A 17,461-nucleotide genomic window follows, 5' to 3' on the forward strand; every position below is an offset into this window, starting at 1 on the left:
TTAATTAAATTATAAATCCCATTTATTTTACAGTCAATAATTTATCATTATTGTTTTCTTATTTTATCTAATTTTTCAAAAATCTCTCTATTTATTCTATCACTCAAAAAATTTTTATTAGTATTTATGTTATTTTTTTCAGTTTTTTTTCTTATAATTCTTTGAACTTCTACTACTTCATTATGAAATTCTATAGAAGACATTCTAATAGCGCCTCTTTGAAATATAGTTTGTTGTTCTAGTGAGTCCGATGTAACAACTACAACCTCTACTTTTCTCCCAATCTCATCCACAACTCGTTCTATATATGAGTCTGCTGTTTCTCCATCTTTTGTAAAAACAACAACTATGTTTCCTACGATATCTTGTTTTTCTAAATTTCCTAAAACTTTGTGAGCATCAAAAACTAAAACAATTTTACAACTTTTATATGCTGCATAGTTTTGAAGCATTTCTATAAGTTTTTGTCTTGCAGCTTCATAACTATATTTTTTTCGTTCATTTAGCTCTGACCAACTATTTATAACATTATATCCATCTACAAAAATTCTTCTCAACTTTCCTCACTCATTTTCTATTTTTTTATCCTTCCCTTTAATACTTCATACATCATTATACCACCGGCAACAGAAGCATTTAAAGAATTTATTTTTCCTATCATAGGTATTTTTACTAATTTATCACATTTATTTTTAGTAAGCTTGCTTATTCCTTTTCCCTCATTTCCTATAACAATCGCGCAAGCTCCATTGAAGTTAGTATCATGACTATACTCTTCTCCATTTATATCAGCTCCATATACCCAAATATTTTTTGCTTTTAATTCGTCAATTGTACTATTTACATTGGTTACTTTAGCTATTTTCACATATTCTATAGCTCCAACTGATGCCTTATAAACTGTGGTAGTAACTCCAACATTTCTTCTTTTAGGTATTATAATTCCATGAACACCACAAAGTTCTGCGGTTCTTACTATAGATCCTAGATTATGTGGATCTTCCAATTCGTCTAATATAACTATAAATGGATCTTCATCTTTTTGTTTTGCATAATTTAAAATCTCATCTACTGTACTATATTTAAATGGTGTAATTTGAGCAATAACACCTTGATGTGCTTTAGTTTCACTCATTAAATCTAACTTTTTTCTATCAACTTCTTTTACAATAACACCTTTATCTTTTGCTAAACCTAAAATTTTATTTATGGATCCTTCCATTTTTCCATTAGCTATAAATAATTGTTCTATAGTTTTATTAGATTTTAATAATTCTATAACTGCATTTCTACCTTCTACTAAATCTTCTCTTTGTTTTATATAATTTTCTTCATTGTTATTTCTCTCATCATGTCCTTTATTTACACTATCTGCAAAATATTTTTGTTTACGAGTTAAATGTTTGTATTTATTTTCTGATTTTGTCATTATTAATTCTCCTTAAAAATCACTTTTATTTACTTCCTAAATATATCTCTCTTTTTTCACTACTCTTTCCACAAGTCATTTTTCCTTCTGGACAAGTACCTTTTACACAGTTTGGACCAGCATACTTAAATAAAATCGGTGCAACTTCTTTTACTTGTTTTAACATTTCATCCGCTAAATTTCTTATCTCCCATTGAGCCCTTTCACAGCATCTATGATTAAAGAAATTTATAAGACTTCTCGCATTCATTGTTAATATTATTTTTGTTTCACAAGCATTTGGGAAAACATATCTTGCGTCTTCTATAGCTTTTTTTTCAGCAACTTTCTTATCTAAACCTTGCTTTAAATAGTCTTGCATAAGATTATCTACAATAATATCATAATCTCTCTGAATATTTTTCATAGCATTTACATATATTTCTTTACATTTCTCATTATTATTTATAGCTGGTGGAACTATATATTCAAATTGATTTAGTTTTACATATCTTTGACTTTGTTGTGAATAACTAGCTATCCTATGCCTTACCAATTGATGCGTTAAACTTCTTGAAACCCCTTCTACTGCAAATGTAAAACTTACATGTTCTATTGGAGATTGATGCCCATACGACATTAGCATATTTAAAAATTTTTCTACATTTTCTTCATTTAAATTAGAAACTATATCATCCACCCCAACTGCACTATAACAAAGTTTAGCCGCAGCTGCTATAGTCTTTTCTGCTTCTTTTGTATATTGTATTAATTTAACCTTCAAACTCATAATATTCTCCTCATTTTCTTTACTCTACACACCTATTTAATAGTTCCTCTAATCGTTCTTTATCATCTATTAAATATAAATATCCTATTAATGCTTCAAACCCAGTTGCATTTCTATATTCTCTAACATCTGCATTTTTAGGTATTGTCCCTGATTTTGCATTTCTTCCTCTTTTATATATTGATAATTCTTCCTCGTTTAATAATTCTATAAGCTGATTCATAAAATTACTTTGTTCATGTGCTCTTACGTATGATATTGTTTTTATATGAAGTTTATGGACAGGCATATTTCTATTTCTATCAATTATGTAACTTCTTATAAAAACTTCATATACTCCATCTCCAATAAAAGCAAGTACAAGAGGGTTTAATTGTCTTACCTCTTCTTTTGTAAACTTGTTTTTAAATAATTGAAAATCCATTTTTAGCTCCTTTTATTTATATACTTTACTCAATAAAATACAAAATTTCACTTTTATAAGAATTGCGACCTAGTTTTATTTATTACAAATCAATCTTATCATAACTTATCTAAATTTAGAAATTAATTTTAAAAATAAAAGATTGAATTATAATTATTTCTACAATTCAACCTTTTATAATATCTATAATAAATTTTTATTCATCTATTTTATGCCATCTTATCCCTTGAGGGGTATCCTCTAAAACAATTCCCCTGTTTTTTAAATCATCTCTTATTTTATCCGCTAAAGCCCAATTTTTATCTTTTCTTGCTTGTTGCCTTTCATTAACTAGCTTTTGAATTTCATCATCTAAATTTACTTTAGTTGATTTTTGTAACATACCTAGAGGTTTTCCAAGCTCTCTTATTAAATTTAAACAACCTGTAATTAACTCCTTAGACGAATCTATATTAACATTAATATTCACATCTTTTATAAGATCAAATATAGCTGTTATAGCATCTGCTGTATTAAAATCATCATCCATTTTTTCTATATATTTTTCTTTATATTTGTTTAAGCTTTGCAAATATTTCTTTTCTTCATCTGTAATATGAGTAGTTCTAACTTCATCCAATAAGTTTTCTAAATTATATATTGTATTATAAATTCTTTCAACTGAAGCCTTTGCAGATAATAACAATTCTTCACTAAAGTTTAATTGTTGTCTATAGTGAGCAGATAACATTAAAAATCTAATTACATCAGCATCAAACTTTTCAAGTGCAGCCCTTGCAGTTAAAAAATTGTTTAATGATTTAGACATTTTTTGATTGTTTACATTAACAAAAGCTGAATGAAGCCAATAATTTGCAAATGTTTTTCCTGTTAATGCTTCACTTTGCGCTATTTCATTCTCATGATGTGGAAAAGCTAAATCTGAACCACCAGCATGAATATCTATAGTATCGCCTAATATATTTTTAGCCATACAAGAACATTCTATATGCCATCCAGGTCTTCCCATTCCCCAAGGACTTTTCCAAGCAGGTTCACCAGGTTTTTGAGCTTTCCATATGGCAAAATCCATAGGATCTTTCTTTCTCTCATCTATGCTTATTCTTGCCCCTGATTGTAAATCTTCAATATTTTGCCCAGAAAGTTTCCCATAATCACCAAACTTTTTAGTTGAAAAATACACATCTCCATCTACTTCATAAGCATATCCTTTGTCAACTAATCCCTTAACAAAATCTATTATTTGCGTTATATATTCTGTTGCTCTAGGGTTTACTGTTGCTCTTTCTATATTAAGATTATCAGCATCTTCATAATATTCCTTAATATATTTATCTCCAACTTCCTTTACCGTAGTATTTTCTTCATTGGCTCTTTTTATCATCTTATCGTCTATATCAGTAAAATTTTGTACAAATTCTACTTCATATCCTCTATATTCAAAGTATCTTCTTATCGTATCAAATACTATAAATGTTCTACCATTACCTATATGAAAAAAATTATATACAGTAGGACCACAAACATACATTTTAACTTTTCCAGCAACTAAAGGCTTAAATTCTTCTTTTTTCTTAGTTAAAGTATTATATACCTTAATCAATGCAAACTCCTCCTATCTTTTAAGTTCTATTGATGCCTTTTTAAACTCATCTTTAATTTTATTATATACATCTTCAATGGATATATTTTCATTTTCTCCACCATTTCTTAACTTAAATTCAACTATTCCTTCTGATGCTTTTTTCCCAACAGTAATTCTCATAGGAATACCCATAAGCTCTGAATCTTTAAATTTAACTCCAGCTCTCTCATTTCTATCATCCAAAAATACTTCTATCCCCATATTTTCTAATTCTTCATGCATTTTTTCTGCTAAAGTAATTTGAGTTTCATCTTTCATATTAGCTATTATAATAGATACATGATATGGAGCTACTGATAAAGGCCATATAATTCCATTTTCATCATTGTGTTGCTCTATTATTGAAGCCATTGTTCTTGTTACACCTATTCCATAACAACCCATGATAAATGGTTTAGTTTTTCCATTCTCATCAATAAATGTAGCATTCATAGCCTCTGAATACTTGGTTCCTAATTTAAATATATGACCAACTTCAGTTCCTCTTGCTATTGTTATTTCTTTTCCGCACACAGGACATTTTTCACCCTCTGTTATATTTCTAAAATCTGAAACTTCTCCCTCAAAATCTCTTCCATAATTCACATTTTCTATATGGAATCCTGTTTCATTAGCACCAACTATAAAATTAAACATATTAGCAACTTCAGTATCAACTAATAATCTATCAACTTTTATTCCTATAGGACCGGCAAAACCAACTTCAGCATTTGTAGCATTTTTAACCATACTCTCACTTGCCATGTCTAGCTCTATAACTCCTCCTAAAGCATTAGAAACTTTAACTTCATTAACTTCTCTATCACCTCTAACCATTACAGCTACAACTTTATCATCTGCTCTATATATTAATGTCTTAGCTATTTTCTTTTCTGAGCAGTTAAATAATTTTGCTAAATCTTCTATAGTTTTTGTATGAGGAGTCTCTATTTTATTCAATTCTTTTAATTCTTCTTTTTCAGCCATTTCTGATGTTGCTGGCGCTTTTTCTATGTTTGCTGCATAGTCACAACTTGTGCAAAATACTACATCATCTTCACCAACTTCTGATTTAACCATGAATTCAGCAGAACCTGATCCTCCAATTGCACCTGAATCTGCCGCAACACATTTAGCATCTAACCCACATCTATTAAATATTTTAACGTAAGCTTCATACATTTTATTGTAAGAAATATCTAATCCTTCTTGATCTTTATCAAAACTATAAGCATCTTTCATTATAAATTCTCTAGATCTCATAACTCCAAATCTTGGTCTTCTCTCATCTCTATACTTTGTTTGAATTTGATAAAGATTAAGTGGAAGTTGCTTATATGACTTTATTTCATTTCTTGCGATATCTGTAAACACCTCTTCATGAGTTGGTCCTAAACAAAATTCCCTACTATTTCTATCAGTTAATCTAAACATTTCTGCCCCATAAGCATCCCATCTTCCAGATTCTTTCCAAAGTTCTGATGGTAAAAGTGCTGATGCTAAAAATTCTTGAGCACCTGCATTATCCATTTCCTCTCTCACTATATCCTCTATTTTTTTTAAAACTTTAAGTCCAAGTGGCATATAATTATATATACCTGCTGCCATTTTTCTCATCATACCAGCCCTTAACATAAGCTTATGACTTTCTATTTCTGCTTCCGCTGGAACCTCTCTTAACGTTGATATTAACATTTTTGATGCTCTCATTTAAAATACCTCCTAAAAAATTATTTATAATATTTTATAATATTTAAATCATAACTAATATTTTTTATTATTTTTAACAAATATAAAAAAACTCACCCTAAAAATATTTTAGGGCGAGCAATAAGTCGCGGTACCACCTAAATTTGTACTCTTATAATTTTAACGATATTAAACCGGTAATTTTTAAATACAACTCAGAAGTAGGTTCAAAACTTTTTAAAAATCTTACAGCCTAGGATTTTTTCTCTGAATGGTAGTTTTTACTAATCTTCTTCAACGTTTTATATAGATTTTGCTTTTTCATTATATCCTTATAAAAATTTTATGTCAATATTCTAAAAAAATACTAATCTACAAATTAATTATTTAAAAATTCATTGCAAATAATCAAATCTTCTTTGGTTGTTATTTTTATATTTTTATAGTCTCCATCATAAATAAGAACTTTATTTCCAAACATCTCAACTACCATAGTATCATCAGTAACTTGTATATTCTTCTTCTTTATTTCTTCATGACACTTCTTTATTATATTAAAATCAAAACATTGAGGCGTTTGAATAGCAACTAATTCGTCCCTCTTCAAAGTTTTTATTGAAAACCCATTACTATCTCTAATTTTAATAGTATCTTTTGGCACAACTCCAGGTGCTGCTGCTCCATACTCTTTAGCTTTTTTTATTCCATCTTCAATTATTTTCTTTGATACAAAAGGTCGTGCTCCGTCATGTATCAAAACTACTTCACAATCTTGTATACTTTTTAATGCATTGTAAACAGAATCTTGTCTTTCTTTTCCACCTTCAATTATGCTGGATATATTAAAATCGAATTTATTCATTATATTATTCTTAAAATAGCTAATCTCATCTTTAGGTAAAACTAAAACTATTTCATCAATACCTTCACAAAGTTCAAAAGATTTAATTGTGTAATATATTATAGGTTTCCCATTTATCTCTATAAACTGTTTGCTAATATTAGCTCCCATTCTTTTTCCTTTTCCACCTGCTAAAATAATCGCTATTGTTTTTTTCATAATGCCTATCCCTTCTGTTTAGCAAATATCATCCTTCCTGCTGCTGTTTGAAGAACTGATGTCACAGTCACGTCTATCTCTTCTCCAATATACTTTCTTCCACCTTCTACTACAATCATTGTTCCATCATCTAAATAGGCTATTCCTTGTCCAGATTCCTTACCATCCTTTACGATAGTTAACTTCATATCTTCCCCTGGAAGAACAACTGGCTTTATTGCATTAGAAAGTTCATTTATATTTAGAACAGTAACACCTTGAACCTCTGCTACTTTATTTAAATTATAATCATTAGTTAAAACTTTTCCATCTAACTTTTGTGTAAGTTTTAAAAGTTTACTATCAACTTCATTTATCTCTGGAAAATCTCCTTCCCAAATCTGAACTTCTATTGGCAATTCTTTTTGTATTTTATTTAATATATCAAGACCACGTCTTCCTCTTGTTCTTTTTAATGAATCTGAACAATCTGATACATGCCTAAGTTCATCCAATACAAAGCTTGGAATAACCAATGGTCCTTCAACAAATCCTGTTTGACATATATCAAATATTCTTCCATCTATAATTACTGATGTATCTAATATTTTAGGAACCACCTTAATTTTTGATTTTTTTTCTTTAGGTGAATTTTTCTTAAAATTCTCTATATATATCAATATGTCATCTTTCTTTTTTATAGCTAAATCAATACCAACTAACATTGCTATAAAATTAATTGCTATTAAAACTACTGATCCTAAAACACTGTTTGCTATATTACTTAAAATATAATTTAACGGTATAGTAAATATTGATACTATTATTATACCAATTGCTGCTCCTAAAACACCAAATATTACTTCACTTGCAGAAAGCTTACTAATGCCACTTTCCATATAAGATATAAATCTTTTTATATATCTATAAATAGCTGGGGAAATTAAAAACAGTATAACACCAACAGCAACTGTCATAAAAATTAAAAATAATGCCTGTATAATTATATTGGAAAAATAAGCATTTTGAGCAATATATTTATTTTTGGTTATAGATTCTCCTATTATATACCCCGCTAAAAGCCCTAAAACTGTAAATGTCCCTCTAAAAAAATTTTTTACCACTAAATATCACCTCCTATTAATTAGTTGTTAGCATGAATCTTAATATAATTAAATCACTATTTAATAACACCCCCTATTAATAACAAACAGTTTGTTTTAATATTATATTCAAGTTAATCTAATAATTTTATAACTATATTTTGTAATTTATTGACTTTTTACAAATACAAATCTTATAATTAGTATAAAAATATATGATGAAATTCTTTTACTAAGGAGTGTAACACTATGAGAGATATAATTTTTGATAATTTTCAAAACAGTGTAAATGATTCTCTATTAAGACATAGAAATATCTTAGACATTTTAAGCAAATATCAAGAATCTCAAGCTAGAGCTTCTAGAGCAGTTTGTAAAGCAGTTACAAATTGTGGTTGCATCAAAGTATCTGCCGAAAAGCAAGATTTAATCTATGATGAAAACTACTTAGAAAACTTAAATACCATAACTAGCGGTATAGAAGGACAGCTTTGCGACAACTGTAGAGAAGTTATTGAAAGAGAGTTAGGAAACAATATGTTCTATTTAGCTTCCCTTTGTAACGCTCTTGGTTTAAATCTTTATGATATCTATCTAAAAGAATATGATAAAATGAACACATTAGGCAAATTTACTCTTAGATAAATAATCTTTAGTGCTTGATTTATCAAGCACTACTTTTGCTATAGATTTTTATTTAAAGATACTTGTTCCCTTATTCTTCTAAGCCCATTCTTTATAGCTTTTGCTCTCGCTTCACCAATTCCCTCTACCTTATCTAATTCTTCTGTCCCTGCTTCTAACACGTATTTTAATTTGTTAAAATGCTTAACTAAATTTTCTATTACGTTTGAAGGTATTCTTGGCACTTTATTGACTATTCTATATCCCTTTGGTGACACTAATGTGTCAATTAATGGTTTTCCAACATATCCTAGTTCTTTAGCTATTTGTTCTAAATCTAATAAATCTTCCGATGATAATAATTGTATATTTTTATATATATCCTCTAAATCCAAATCTTTATTACTACAATAATCTCTTATAAGAAGCAATCCATCTTGTTCTATATTTCTCACCAATTCATTTAATTGCATCGATATAAGTCTTCCTTCATTCCCAAGCTCTATAATATAACCATCAATTTCCTGAACTATTCTCATAATCATTTCTGTACGCTGAATAGCTGTTGTAACATCAAATAATGTAGCTAAATCTTGAAATTCTAAAATATTTAAATTATTTATTACCCTATCTAAAACAACTACATATTTTTCTAATGTTTGTAATGCTTGATTAGCTTTGCTTAGAACAATACTACTATCTCTTAACACATATTTTATATCACCTTTATATATTGTTATCATTGTTCTTCTTTGAGATATTGCAATAGCTATATTGCCCGTTTGTTTAGCAACACGTTGGGCAGTTCTATGCCTTGTTCCTGTTTCATAAGTTGCAATTGATTGATTAGGCATAAGTTGAGTATTAGCATACAATATCCTCTTTAAATCAGAGCTTACAATTATCGCTCCATCCATTTTAGCAAGCTCATATATAAAAGCTGGACTATAATCTGAATTTATATTAAATCCTCCATCCACTATATCTAATACACTTTCATTATTCCCTAATACAATAAGTCCTCCAGTTTTAGCTCTTAAAATATTTTCAAGACCTTCTCTTAACGCTGTTCCATGGCTTATTATCTTTAGTACTTTTTTTATTTCACTATCTTGTTCTATCCTCATATACTCACCTATCTATTAAAATATCTTACTTATAGCTTCCTTTAAAGTTTTAACTCCAATTATATTTAATTTAGAATTCTTTACTTTTTCTAAATTTCTATAAGGTATTATGGCATTTAAAAATCCCATTTTCTCAGCTTCATTTATTATCCTTTCACAATTGGCAATTGGTCTAATTTCTCCTGTTAGTCCAACTTCTCCAATAATTAATAATCTTTCCAATTTAGACACTCTACCTCTAACAGATGATATTAATGCTATTGCAATACCTAAATCTGCGGTAGTACCCTCTATCTCAAGTCCACCAACTACATTTACATATATATCAGTATTATAAAATGGAATTTTTAATTTTTTCTCTAGAACAGCTAAAATTAAACTTAATCTTGAATTCTCTATACCAACTGCTGTTCTTCTTGGCATTACGGCTTTGGTTTCGCTCACCAAGGCCTGTATTTCTACAAGAATAGGTCTAGTTCCTTCTATAATTCCAATTACTATTGAACCCTCTTGATTAAACGAAGTATCCTCCAAAAACATTTTTGATGGATCATATATTTCTATAAGACCTTCTTGTCTCATTTCAAATACCCCTATTTCTGATGTTGTTCCAAACCTATTTTTCATAGTTCTTAATATTCTAAATTCTTCTGTTCTCTCTCCCTCAAATGATAATACTGCATCTACCATATGCTCCAAAACCCTCGGACCAGCTAATTCTCCTTGCTTTGTTACATGAGCAACTATAAAAAGAGGTATATTATTTCCCTTAACTATTCTCATTATAGAATTCGAACATTCTTTTACCTGAGAAACACTTCCAGGTGCAGAACTAACACTATCTTTATATACAGTCTGTATTGAATCTATTATAACAAAAATAGGCTTAATTTGATCTATATATATATTAATAATATCTAAATTTGTTTCAGATACTATATATAATTCATCGGCATCTATCCCTAATCTATCTCCCCTTATCTTTATTTGTTCCTCTGATTCTTCTCCAGAAACATACAATACCTTCCCATATTCTTTAGATATATTATTTGCAGTTTGTAAAAGCAATGTTGACTTTCCAATTCCAGGATCTCCCGATATTAGTATCATAGATCCCTTAACAAGACCTCCACCCAATACCCTGTTAAGTTCAGTAATCTTTGTATTGTACCTCTCCTTCTCTCCTGATTTTATTTCACCTATCTTTTTTACTGCATCAAGTTTTTTTTCTATATTAATATTAGTAAATTTTAAATTATTATCTTTTATTTCTTCAACCATTGTATTCCAGCTATTACAATCTGGACATTTTCCAAGCCATTTAAGAGATTCATATCCGCAGTTTTGGCATATAAATATACTCTTTTGTTTAGCCACTTATGTTAACCTCCTTAAAATAACCATTATCTAATACTATATTTTAAATAAAATTAATTTAAATGACATTAAAATAACTTTACCATAAATTAAATACTTATTTATTAAAATTTCTATAAAACTAATAATAGCACATAGTTACGACTATTTATATATAATTTTTACTATTCTTTATATTTTCCTTTATTTACTAAATATATGTTTTTTTATTTACAAGATATAATAAAATTTTTTATATCTTATAAATGCTAATAGTACTTTTATATTAAGTACATAATGAATATTTTTAACTCTTTTAACAATACTAAAATTATATTAAATTTTATTTTAATAAGGAGTTGATATTATTGAATATTAAAGATAAATTATACAACAACTATAATCCCGAAAAAATAAAATCAAATCCATTAAGAAATTATAAGAACAATATATTTAATACAGTTAATGATTATGATTCTATGACAAATTTACTAATTAATGATAAGATTAGTAATGAAGATATAATACATAATAAAATTTAGGAGTGATACTATAATGGTTAAAATTTATACTACAAGTACATGCCCTTGGTGTACCAAAGCAAAAGAATATTTAAAATCCTTAAACATTGATTTTAAAGAACTAAATGTTCAATCTGACATGGAAGCCAGAAATGAAATGATAAAAAAAACAAAGCAAGGTCATGTTCCTGTACTTGAAATAAATAATGAAATTATAATAGGCTTTAAACAAGAAGAAATAGACAAAGCTCTAAATAATATAAGATAAAGATTTTCATAATTTATGAAAATCTTTATCTTATAATTTTAATTTTTAATAAAACCAACCTCATTATTCTCAATAATAGCTTTTAAAACACTTCCTTTAGTTACGTTTCCTTTTAATATTTCCTCACTTAATTTATCTTCTATGTTTTTAGTTATAGCTCTTCTTAATGGTCTTGCACCATAATTTGTATCTATAGCTTTTTCAACTAAAAATTGCTTAACCTCATCAGTAAAATTTAAATCCATATCTTTTGATTTTAATATATCTTTGGTATTTGTTAACATTATATCGACAATTTTTAATAAATGTCTATGTTGCAATTGATGAAAAACTATTATATCATCTACCCTGTTTAAAAACTCATCTCTAAAAGATTTTTTTAACTTTTCAATCATTTCATTTTTCATCTTTTCATATCTCTCATCTTCACCTTCCTCCAATATTGAAAATCCTAAAGAATTTTTTTTCTTTAAGCACTCTGCACCAATATTAGAGGTCATTATTATTATCGTATTTTTAAAATCTACAGTTTTTCCTTTTCCATCTGTCAATATACCATCATCTAATATTTGCAAAAGTATATTTAAAATATCTGGATTTGCTTTCTCAATTTCATCAAACAATATAACAGAATAAGGATTACTTCTAACTTTTTTAGTCAACTGACCTCCATCTTCATACCCAATATAACCTGGTGGCGAACCTATAAGTTTAGATACTCCATGCTGTTCCATGTATTCTGACATATCAATTCTTATAAAATTATTTTCATCTCCAAACATAACATCTGCTAAAGCCTTGCAAAGCTCCGTTTTTCCAACTCCAGTAGGCCCTAAAAATATAAATGATCCAATTGGTCTTTTAGGGTTTTTTAATCCAACTCTAGCCCTTCTAACAGCTTTTGCCAAAGCCTTTATTCCATCCTCTTGACCAACAACCCTCTTCTTAAGTCTATCTTCTAAATTTAATAACCTATCCGTCTCACTTTCATTTATCTTTTCTAAAGGTATCTTAGTCCATCTAGAAACTATATTTACAACATCTTCATAATCAACAGTTTCAACATTTACAGAGTTTTCGTCTAACCATCTATTTTTTTCATATTCCAATTCTGATTTTAATTTTGATTCTTCATCTCTAAGCTTTGCTGCAACTTCAAAATCTTGTTTTTCTATAGCACATTGTTTTTCAGCTATTAAAAGTTCTAATTCTTCCTCTAAATCTTCTATATACTCTGGAGTATTCAAACTATTTATTCTAACTCTTGCCGATGCTTCATCTATAAGATCAATAGCTTTATCTGGCATAAATCTATCTGTTATATATCTATCTGATAAATATATAGCACCACTTAATGCTTTTTCTGTTATTTCAACCTTATGATGAATCTCATATTTGCTTTTAATTCCCTTTAATATTTTTAAAACGTCATCTTTTGAAGGCTCTTCAACTTTTATAGGTTGAAACCTCCTCTCTAATGCTGTATCTTTTTCAATATATTTTCTATATTCATCTATGGTTGTTGCTCCTACACATTGAATTTCCCCTCTAGCTAAAGCTGGTTTTAGTATATTACATGCATCTATAGCCCCTTCTGCTCCTCCAGCTCCAACAATTGTGTGAATTTCATCTATAAACAATATTGTGTTATTTACTTGTTTAAGTTCATTTATAACCTTTTTTAATCTATCCTCAAATTCTCCTCTATATTTAGATCCAGCAATCATAGATGTTAAATCTAAAGAAACTATTTTTTTATCTCTAAGTATTTCTGGTACCTTTCCTTCAACTATCTTTCTAGCTAATCCTTCTACTATTGCCGTTTTACCAACCCCAGGTTCTCCTATTAAGCATGGATTATTTTTAACTCTCCTACAAAGTATTTCAAGAAGCCTTTGAGTTTCATCATCTCTCCCTATAACAGGGTCTAGCTTTTCATCCTCTGCCATACATGTCAAATCTACACCATACATATCTAAAGAAGGCGTATCATTTCTTTTATCCCTGTTATACTTTCTATCTAATTTATCTTGATTTATATTTTGCTGATAATAATTTTTCTTAATATTCTCTGTAATCATTTCTATTAAAGTTTTTATGTTTCCATTAAATAATTTAGATATAATTATAAAACCTAAACTATCATTATTCTTTAACATAGACAATAATATATGCTCAGGAGCTGCATAATTTTGTCCCATGGATTTTGCTTCATAAGACGCGTCCTCTAATATACTTTTAACTCTTGGCGTAACTGGTATTTCATCTTGATTATATTCAATTTCCCCAACACCTAAGAATTTCTTTATAAGTTCTAATACTTTTTTTTCTGTTATTCCATACCTTATTAATAATTCCTTACTTTGCCCTCCTTCTTTTAGCAAACCTATTAATATATGTTCCGTTCCTATATATCCATGCTTAAGCTCCTTAGAACTTTCCTTAGCTCTTAATACTACTTTCTTACCTCGCTCTGTAAATTTATCAAAAAGCATTCTAATCCTCCTATATCATATTTAAACACATTAACTTTATTAGTGATTATATCCACAAAAAGTGTTTTCAACTCATATATAATATCTTTTTTAAAATTATGTTATAATTTTATTAAATTTATAATTAATTTAGGAGGAAAATATTAATGAATATTTATTGGCTTGGTCAAGCTTCTTACTTAATAAAAACAAGCAATGGTAAAAGACTTCTTATAGATCCATTTAATGATAGTATAGGCTATACACCATTTGAGGGTTCTGTTGATTTAGTAACAATCAGTCATGACCATTATGATCATAACTTTACAAAACTTATTAAAAACAATCCTACTATAATTAAATCTTTAGGAAATTATAATAATGATTTTTGTGAAATTACAGGAATAAAATCCTTCCACGATGAAACAAACGGGACTAAAAGAGGAGATAACATAATATTTAAATACATTATCGATTCTGTAACACTTTGCCATTTAGGAGACTTAGGGCATGACTTAGATGAAGAAACTTTAAAAGAACTAGGTAAAATAGATGTTCTTTTTGTTCCTGTCGGAGAAACATATACTTTGGATGTTAAAACTGCTGCAAAAGTTGTAAAAAAGATAAATCCTAAATTCATAATTCCTATGCATTATAAAACAAAGTTATTAAATATTCCTTTAGCAGGAGTTGATAAATTTCTTATGGAGATGAAAGAGTATCCAGTTGAAAATGTATCTAGCTTTTCAATAAATAAAGATGAACTACACACAAAATCAAAAATTATATTAATAGATATTTATTCTAATTAAATTACATAATAAAAAAAGCTATCCTCTTAAGATAGCTTTTTTTATAAATTATTCAGCAACTGGTGCTCCAACTGGACAAACGTTAGCGCAAGTTCCGCAATCAATGCAAGTGCTAGCATCTATAACGTATTGAGTATCTCCTTGAGATATAGCTTCAACTGGACATTCAGCAGCGCATGCTCCACAGCTTACGCATGAATCTTCTATTTTGTATGCCATTAAAAACACCTCCTTAAAAATAGTTCTTCGTACAAACTCTATCTTACCACATTTAAATAACATTTAAAAGCGTTTGGCGAAATTTTTAAATTGTCATAAAATTAATTACCCTTAAATAAATCCCTAACCAATTTTTTATCTGCCTCATCTTCTATTTCTAATTTTATATCAGAATCTTCAATATCATCTTCATATCCACCTGATATAAGTTTTATATTATCTATTCTAAAATCTTCTACTACATCCTCATTTTTTGAAATCTTAAATTTAACTGCTACCTTTTCTTTTAATAAATTATTGCTTACTACCTCACCTTTTCCCCTTTCAGTTTCCACTAATGATCCAACCTTTGGAAGCCTCTTTCTTATATCCTCATAGGTACTTTGCTCATAATTTAAACAACACATAAGTCTACCACATATTCCAGAAATTTTAGTAGGATTCAATGATAGATTTTGCTCTTTTGCCATTTTTATTGATACAGAAGCAAAGTCTCCTAAGAATGTAGAACAACAAAGTGGTCTTCCACATGGTCCAAGACCACCTAACATCTTAGCCTCATCTCTAACCCCTATTTGTCTAAGTTCTATTCTAGTCTTAAATATAGTTGCTAAATCTTTTACTAAATCTCTAAAATCAACTCTTCCCTCCGCAGTAAAATAAAATATCACCTTATTATTATCAAATGTATACTCAACATCTATAAGCTTCATATTAAGTCCATGTTCTGATATTTTATTTAAACATATTTCAAATGCTGATTTTTCTTTTTCTTTATTTTCCTTATGTTTTTTTATATCATCTTTAGTTGCAATTCTTAATACTAATTTTAGAGGAGATATAATACTTTCTTCTGGAATTTGCTTTATTCCTATAACACATTCACCAAATTCTATACCTCTAGCAGTCTCTACTATAACAAAATCTCCTTTATTTATGTCGTATTTATCAGGTCCAAAATAATATATTTTCCCCGCTTTTTTAAATCTTACCCCTATTACATTTACCATTTTTCTTCCTCCAATATGCTAATCAACATGCTACTAAATGCAGCCCATAAGTTTATATTACTCTTTAAATCCTTTCTTGTCTTATCTATTATTTGTGATATTTTTTCTAACTTTTTATAAGAAATAACACTTGCTATCTCTTCAATATCATTTATTTTATCTAAATTTAATATATCCATATGACCTTTGATTTCCTTGTATACAATTATATCTCTTATAAAAGTTTTAAAAACAGATAAAATATCATTTTCTCTTCCTTTAAATTTACAAAAAATATCAGAATATTTTAATACAAGTTCTGAATTATTAGTTGATATTTCTTTTAATAATTCTATTACAATTAATCTTATCTCCTTAAAAGATTCATCATTTATTAATTTTTCTATTCTTCCGGGAATACCTTCACAAAACGATAATAAAACCTCAGCTTGTTCAGTCTTTATATCGTTATAACTAATATTTATAAATTCATACATTTCATCTTTGCTTAAAGGCCAAAGCCTATAAATTTGACATCTTGACTTTATAGTATCTAGAATACTTTCGCTATTGTTAGACAACAATATTATAAATACACCTTTAGGTGGCTCTTCTATTGTTTTTAATAAAGCATTTTGAGCTTGACTGGTTAATTTTTCTCCACCATATATTATTATTACTTTTTTATCAAATTCATAAGGTTTTTTATTAGCTTCATTAATTATTTCTCGAACATTATCAATCCCAAAAGACTCTTTATTAGTCTTATACTCTATTATATCTATATAACTTTTTTCTACTTTAACTCCTAATATATTCATAGCAAATTTTTTAGCTATTAAACTTTTTCCAATTCCATCTTCTCCAATTATAAGATGAGCATGTGAAATCATATCATTTTTTAAAGCATTATTAAAACTATTTATAACTTCTTTATGACCTATAATTTTCATATAAAAATCCTCTTATATTTATTTAATCTTAAATTTTTATC

The 17,461-nt window shown here is 28.0% G+C and carries 18 protein-coding genes; 4 read left to right on the plus strand and 14 right to left on the minus strand.

Annotated features, from left to right (window positions below):
- Positions 1-47: 47 nt before the first annotated feature.
- The 8 genes from DR020_RS04980 to DR020_RS05015 form a co-directional block, all read right to left on the minus strand.
- A complete protein-coding gene (locus DR020_RS04980; RefSeq protein ID WP_112365404.1) occupies positions 48-557 on the minus strand; it encodes an NYN domain-containing protein in 510 nt (169 codons plus the stop codon).
- 17 nt (positions 558-574) lie between these two features.
- Complete coding sequence (gene rlmB, locus DR020_RS04985; protein ID WP_112365405.1) at positions 575-1,429, minus strand: 23S rRNA (guanosine(2251)-2'-O)-methyltransferase RlmB; 855 nt, start codon at positions 1,427-1,429, stop codon at positions 575-577.
- A 25-nt stretch (positions 1,430-1,454) separates the two neighbouring features.
- Positions 1,455-2,198, minus strand: coding sequence for an FAD-dependent thymidylate synthase (thyX, locus tag DR020_RS04990; protein ID WP_055260203.1), 744 nt, complete (start codon positions 2,196-2,198; stop codon positions 1,455-1,457).
- Positions 2,199-2,217: 19 nt separating this feature from the next.
- Positions 2,218-2,622, minus strand: coding sequence for a Mini-ribonuclease 3 (locus DR020_RS04995; protein WP_055260202.1), 405 nt, complete (start codon positions 2,620-2,622; stop codon positions 2,218-2,220).
- Positions 2,623-2,818: 196 nt separating this feature from the next.
- A complete protein-coding gene (cysS, locus tag DR020_RS05000; RefSeq protein ID WP_112365554.1) occupies positions 2,819-4,222 on the minus strand; it encodes a cysteine--tRNA ligase in 1,404 nt (467 codons plus the stop codon).
- Between the two features lie 15 nt (positions 4,223-4,237).
- A complete protein-coding gene (locus DR020_RS05005; RefSeq protein WP_058991529.1) occupies positions 4,238-5,956 on the minus strand; it encodes a proline--tRNA ligase in 1,719 nt (572 codons plus the stop codon).
- A gap of 358 nt (positions 5,957-6,314) precedes the next feature.
- Positions 6,315-6,995 carry a 2-C-methyl-D-erythritol 4-phosphate cytidylyltransferase gene (gene ispD / locus DR020_RS05010; protein ID WP_112365406.1) on the minus strand — a complete coding sequence of 227 codons (681 nt, stop codon included), beginning with the start codon at positions 6,993-6,995 and terminating at the stop codon, positions 6,315-6,317.
- 5 nt (positions 6,996-7,000) lie between these two features.
- Positions 7,001-8,098, minus strand: a complete 1,098-nt coding sequence (locus tag DR020_RS05015; protein ID WP_055260199.1) for a PIN/TRAM domain-containing protein — start codon at positions 8,096-8,098, stop codon at positions 7,001-7,003.
- Positions 8,099-8,326: 228 nt separating this feature from the next.
- On the opposite strand from DR020_RS05015, the gene DR020_RS05020 reads away from it, so the two are divergent.
- Positions 8,327-8,722 carry a nucleoside triphosphate pyrophosphohydrolase family protein gene (locus DR020_RS05020; protein ID WP_055260198.1) on the plus strand — a complete coding sequence of 132 codons (396 nt, stop codon included), beginning with the start codon at positions 8,327-8,329 and terminating at the stop codon, positions 8,720-8,722.
- Between the two features lie 38 nt (positions 8,723-8,760).
- On the opposite strand, the gene disA is transcribed toward DR020_RS05020, so the two are convergent.
- Positions 8,761-9,828, minus strand: a complete 1,068-nt coding sequence (gene disA, locus DR020_RS05025) for a DNA integrity scanning diadenylate cyclase DisA (RefSeq protein WP_112365407.1) — start codon at positions 9,826-9,828, stop codon at positions 8,761-8,763.
- Between the two features lie 15 nt (positions 9,829-9,843).
- A complete protein-coding gene (gene radA, locus DR020_RS05030; RefSeq protein WP_055260196.1) occupies positions 9,844-11,205 on the minus strand; it encodes a DNA repair protein RadA in 1,362 nt (453 codons plus the stop codon).
- 347 nt (positions 11,206-11,552) lie between these two features.
- Here radA and DR020_RS12235 point away from each other — a divergent pair, with 347 nt between their 5' ends.
- Both DR020_RS12235 and DR020_RS05035 read left to right on the plus strand, forming a co-directional pair.
- Entirely contained in the window at positions 11,553-11,726 is a 174-nt protein-coding gene (locus DR020_RS12235) for a hypothetical protein (RefSeq protein ID WP_160110449.1), read from the plus strand.
- A gap of 13 nt (positions 11,727-11,739) precedes the next feature.
- Complete coding sequence (locus DR020_RS05035; RefSeq protein ID WP_055260195.1) at positions 11,740-11,973, plus strand: glutaredoxin family protein; 234 nt, start codon at positions 11,740-11,742, stop codon at positions 11,971-11,973.
- A gap of 38 nt (positions 11,974-12,011) precedes the next feature.
- Here the strand turns inward: DR020_RS05035 and DR020_RS05040 are convergent, their stop codons facing one another.
- The gene (locus DR020_RS05040; RefSeq protein ID WP_112365408.1) at positions 12,012-14,468 is read right to left on the minus strand and encodes an ATP-dependent Clp protease ATP-binding subunit; all 2,457 of its coding nucleotides are present in this window, start codon (positions 14,466-14,468) and stop codon (positions 12,012-12,014) included.
- A 146-nt stretch (positions 14,469-14,614) separates the two neighbouring features.
- On the opposite strand from DR020_RS05040, the gene DR020_RS05045 reads away from it, so the two are divergent.
- On the plus strand, positions 14,615-15,259 hold the full coding sequence (locus tag DR020_RS05045) for an MBL fold metallo-hydrolase (RefSeq protein WP_055260193.1): 645 nt from the start codon (positions 14,615-14,617) through the stop codon (positions 15,257-15,259).
- A 48-nt stretch (positions 15,260-15,307) separates the two neighbouring features.
- Here the strand turns inward: DR020_RS05045 and DR020_RS05050 are convergent, their stop codons facing one another.
- The 3 genes from DR020_RS05050 to DR020_RS05060 form a co-directional block, all read right to left on the minus strand.
- Entirely contained in the window at positions 15,308-15,478 is a 171-nt protein-coding gene (locus DR020_RS05050; RefSeq protein ID WP_055260192.1) for a DUF362 domain-containing protein, read from the minus strand.
- Between the two features lie 101 nt (positions 15,479-15,579).
- Positions 15,580-16,488, minus strand: coding sequence for a PSP1 domain-containing protein (locus tag DR020_RS05055; protein ID WP_055260191.1), 909 nt, complete (start codon positions 16,486-16,488; stop codon positions 15,580-15,582).
- Positions 16,482-17,420 (minus strand): DNA polymerase III subunit delta', encoded by a 939-nt coding sequence (locus tag DR020_RS05060; RefSeq protein WP_070101212.1) that lies wholly within the window; start codon positions 17,418-17,420, stop codon positions 16,482-16,484. The genes DR020_RS05055 and DR020_RS05060 overlap by 7 nt, the downstream gene beginning before the upstream one ends.
- Positions 17,421-17,461 lie beyond the last annotated feature (41 nt).

The organism is Sarcina ventriculi, from assembly GCF_900456775.1.
GTDB classification, from domain to species: domain Bacteria; phylum Bacillota; class Clostridia; order Clostridiales; family Clostridiaceae; genus Sarcina; species Sarcina ventriculi.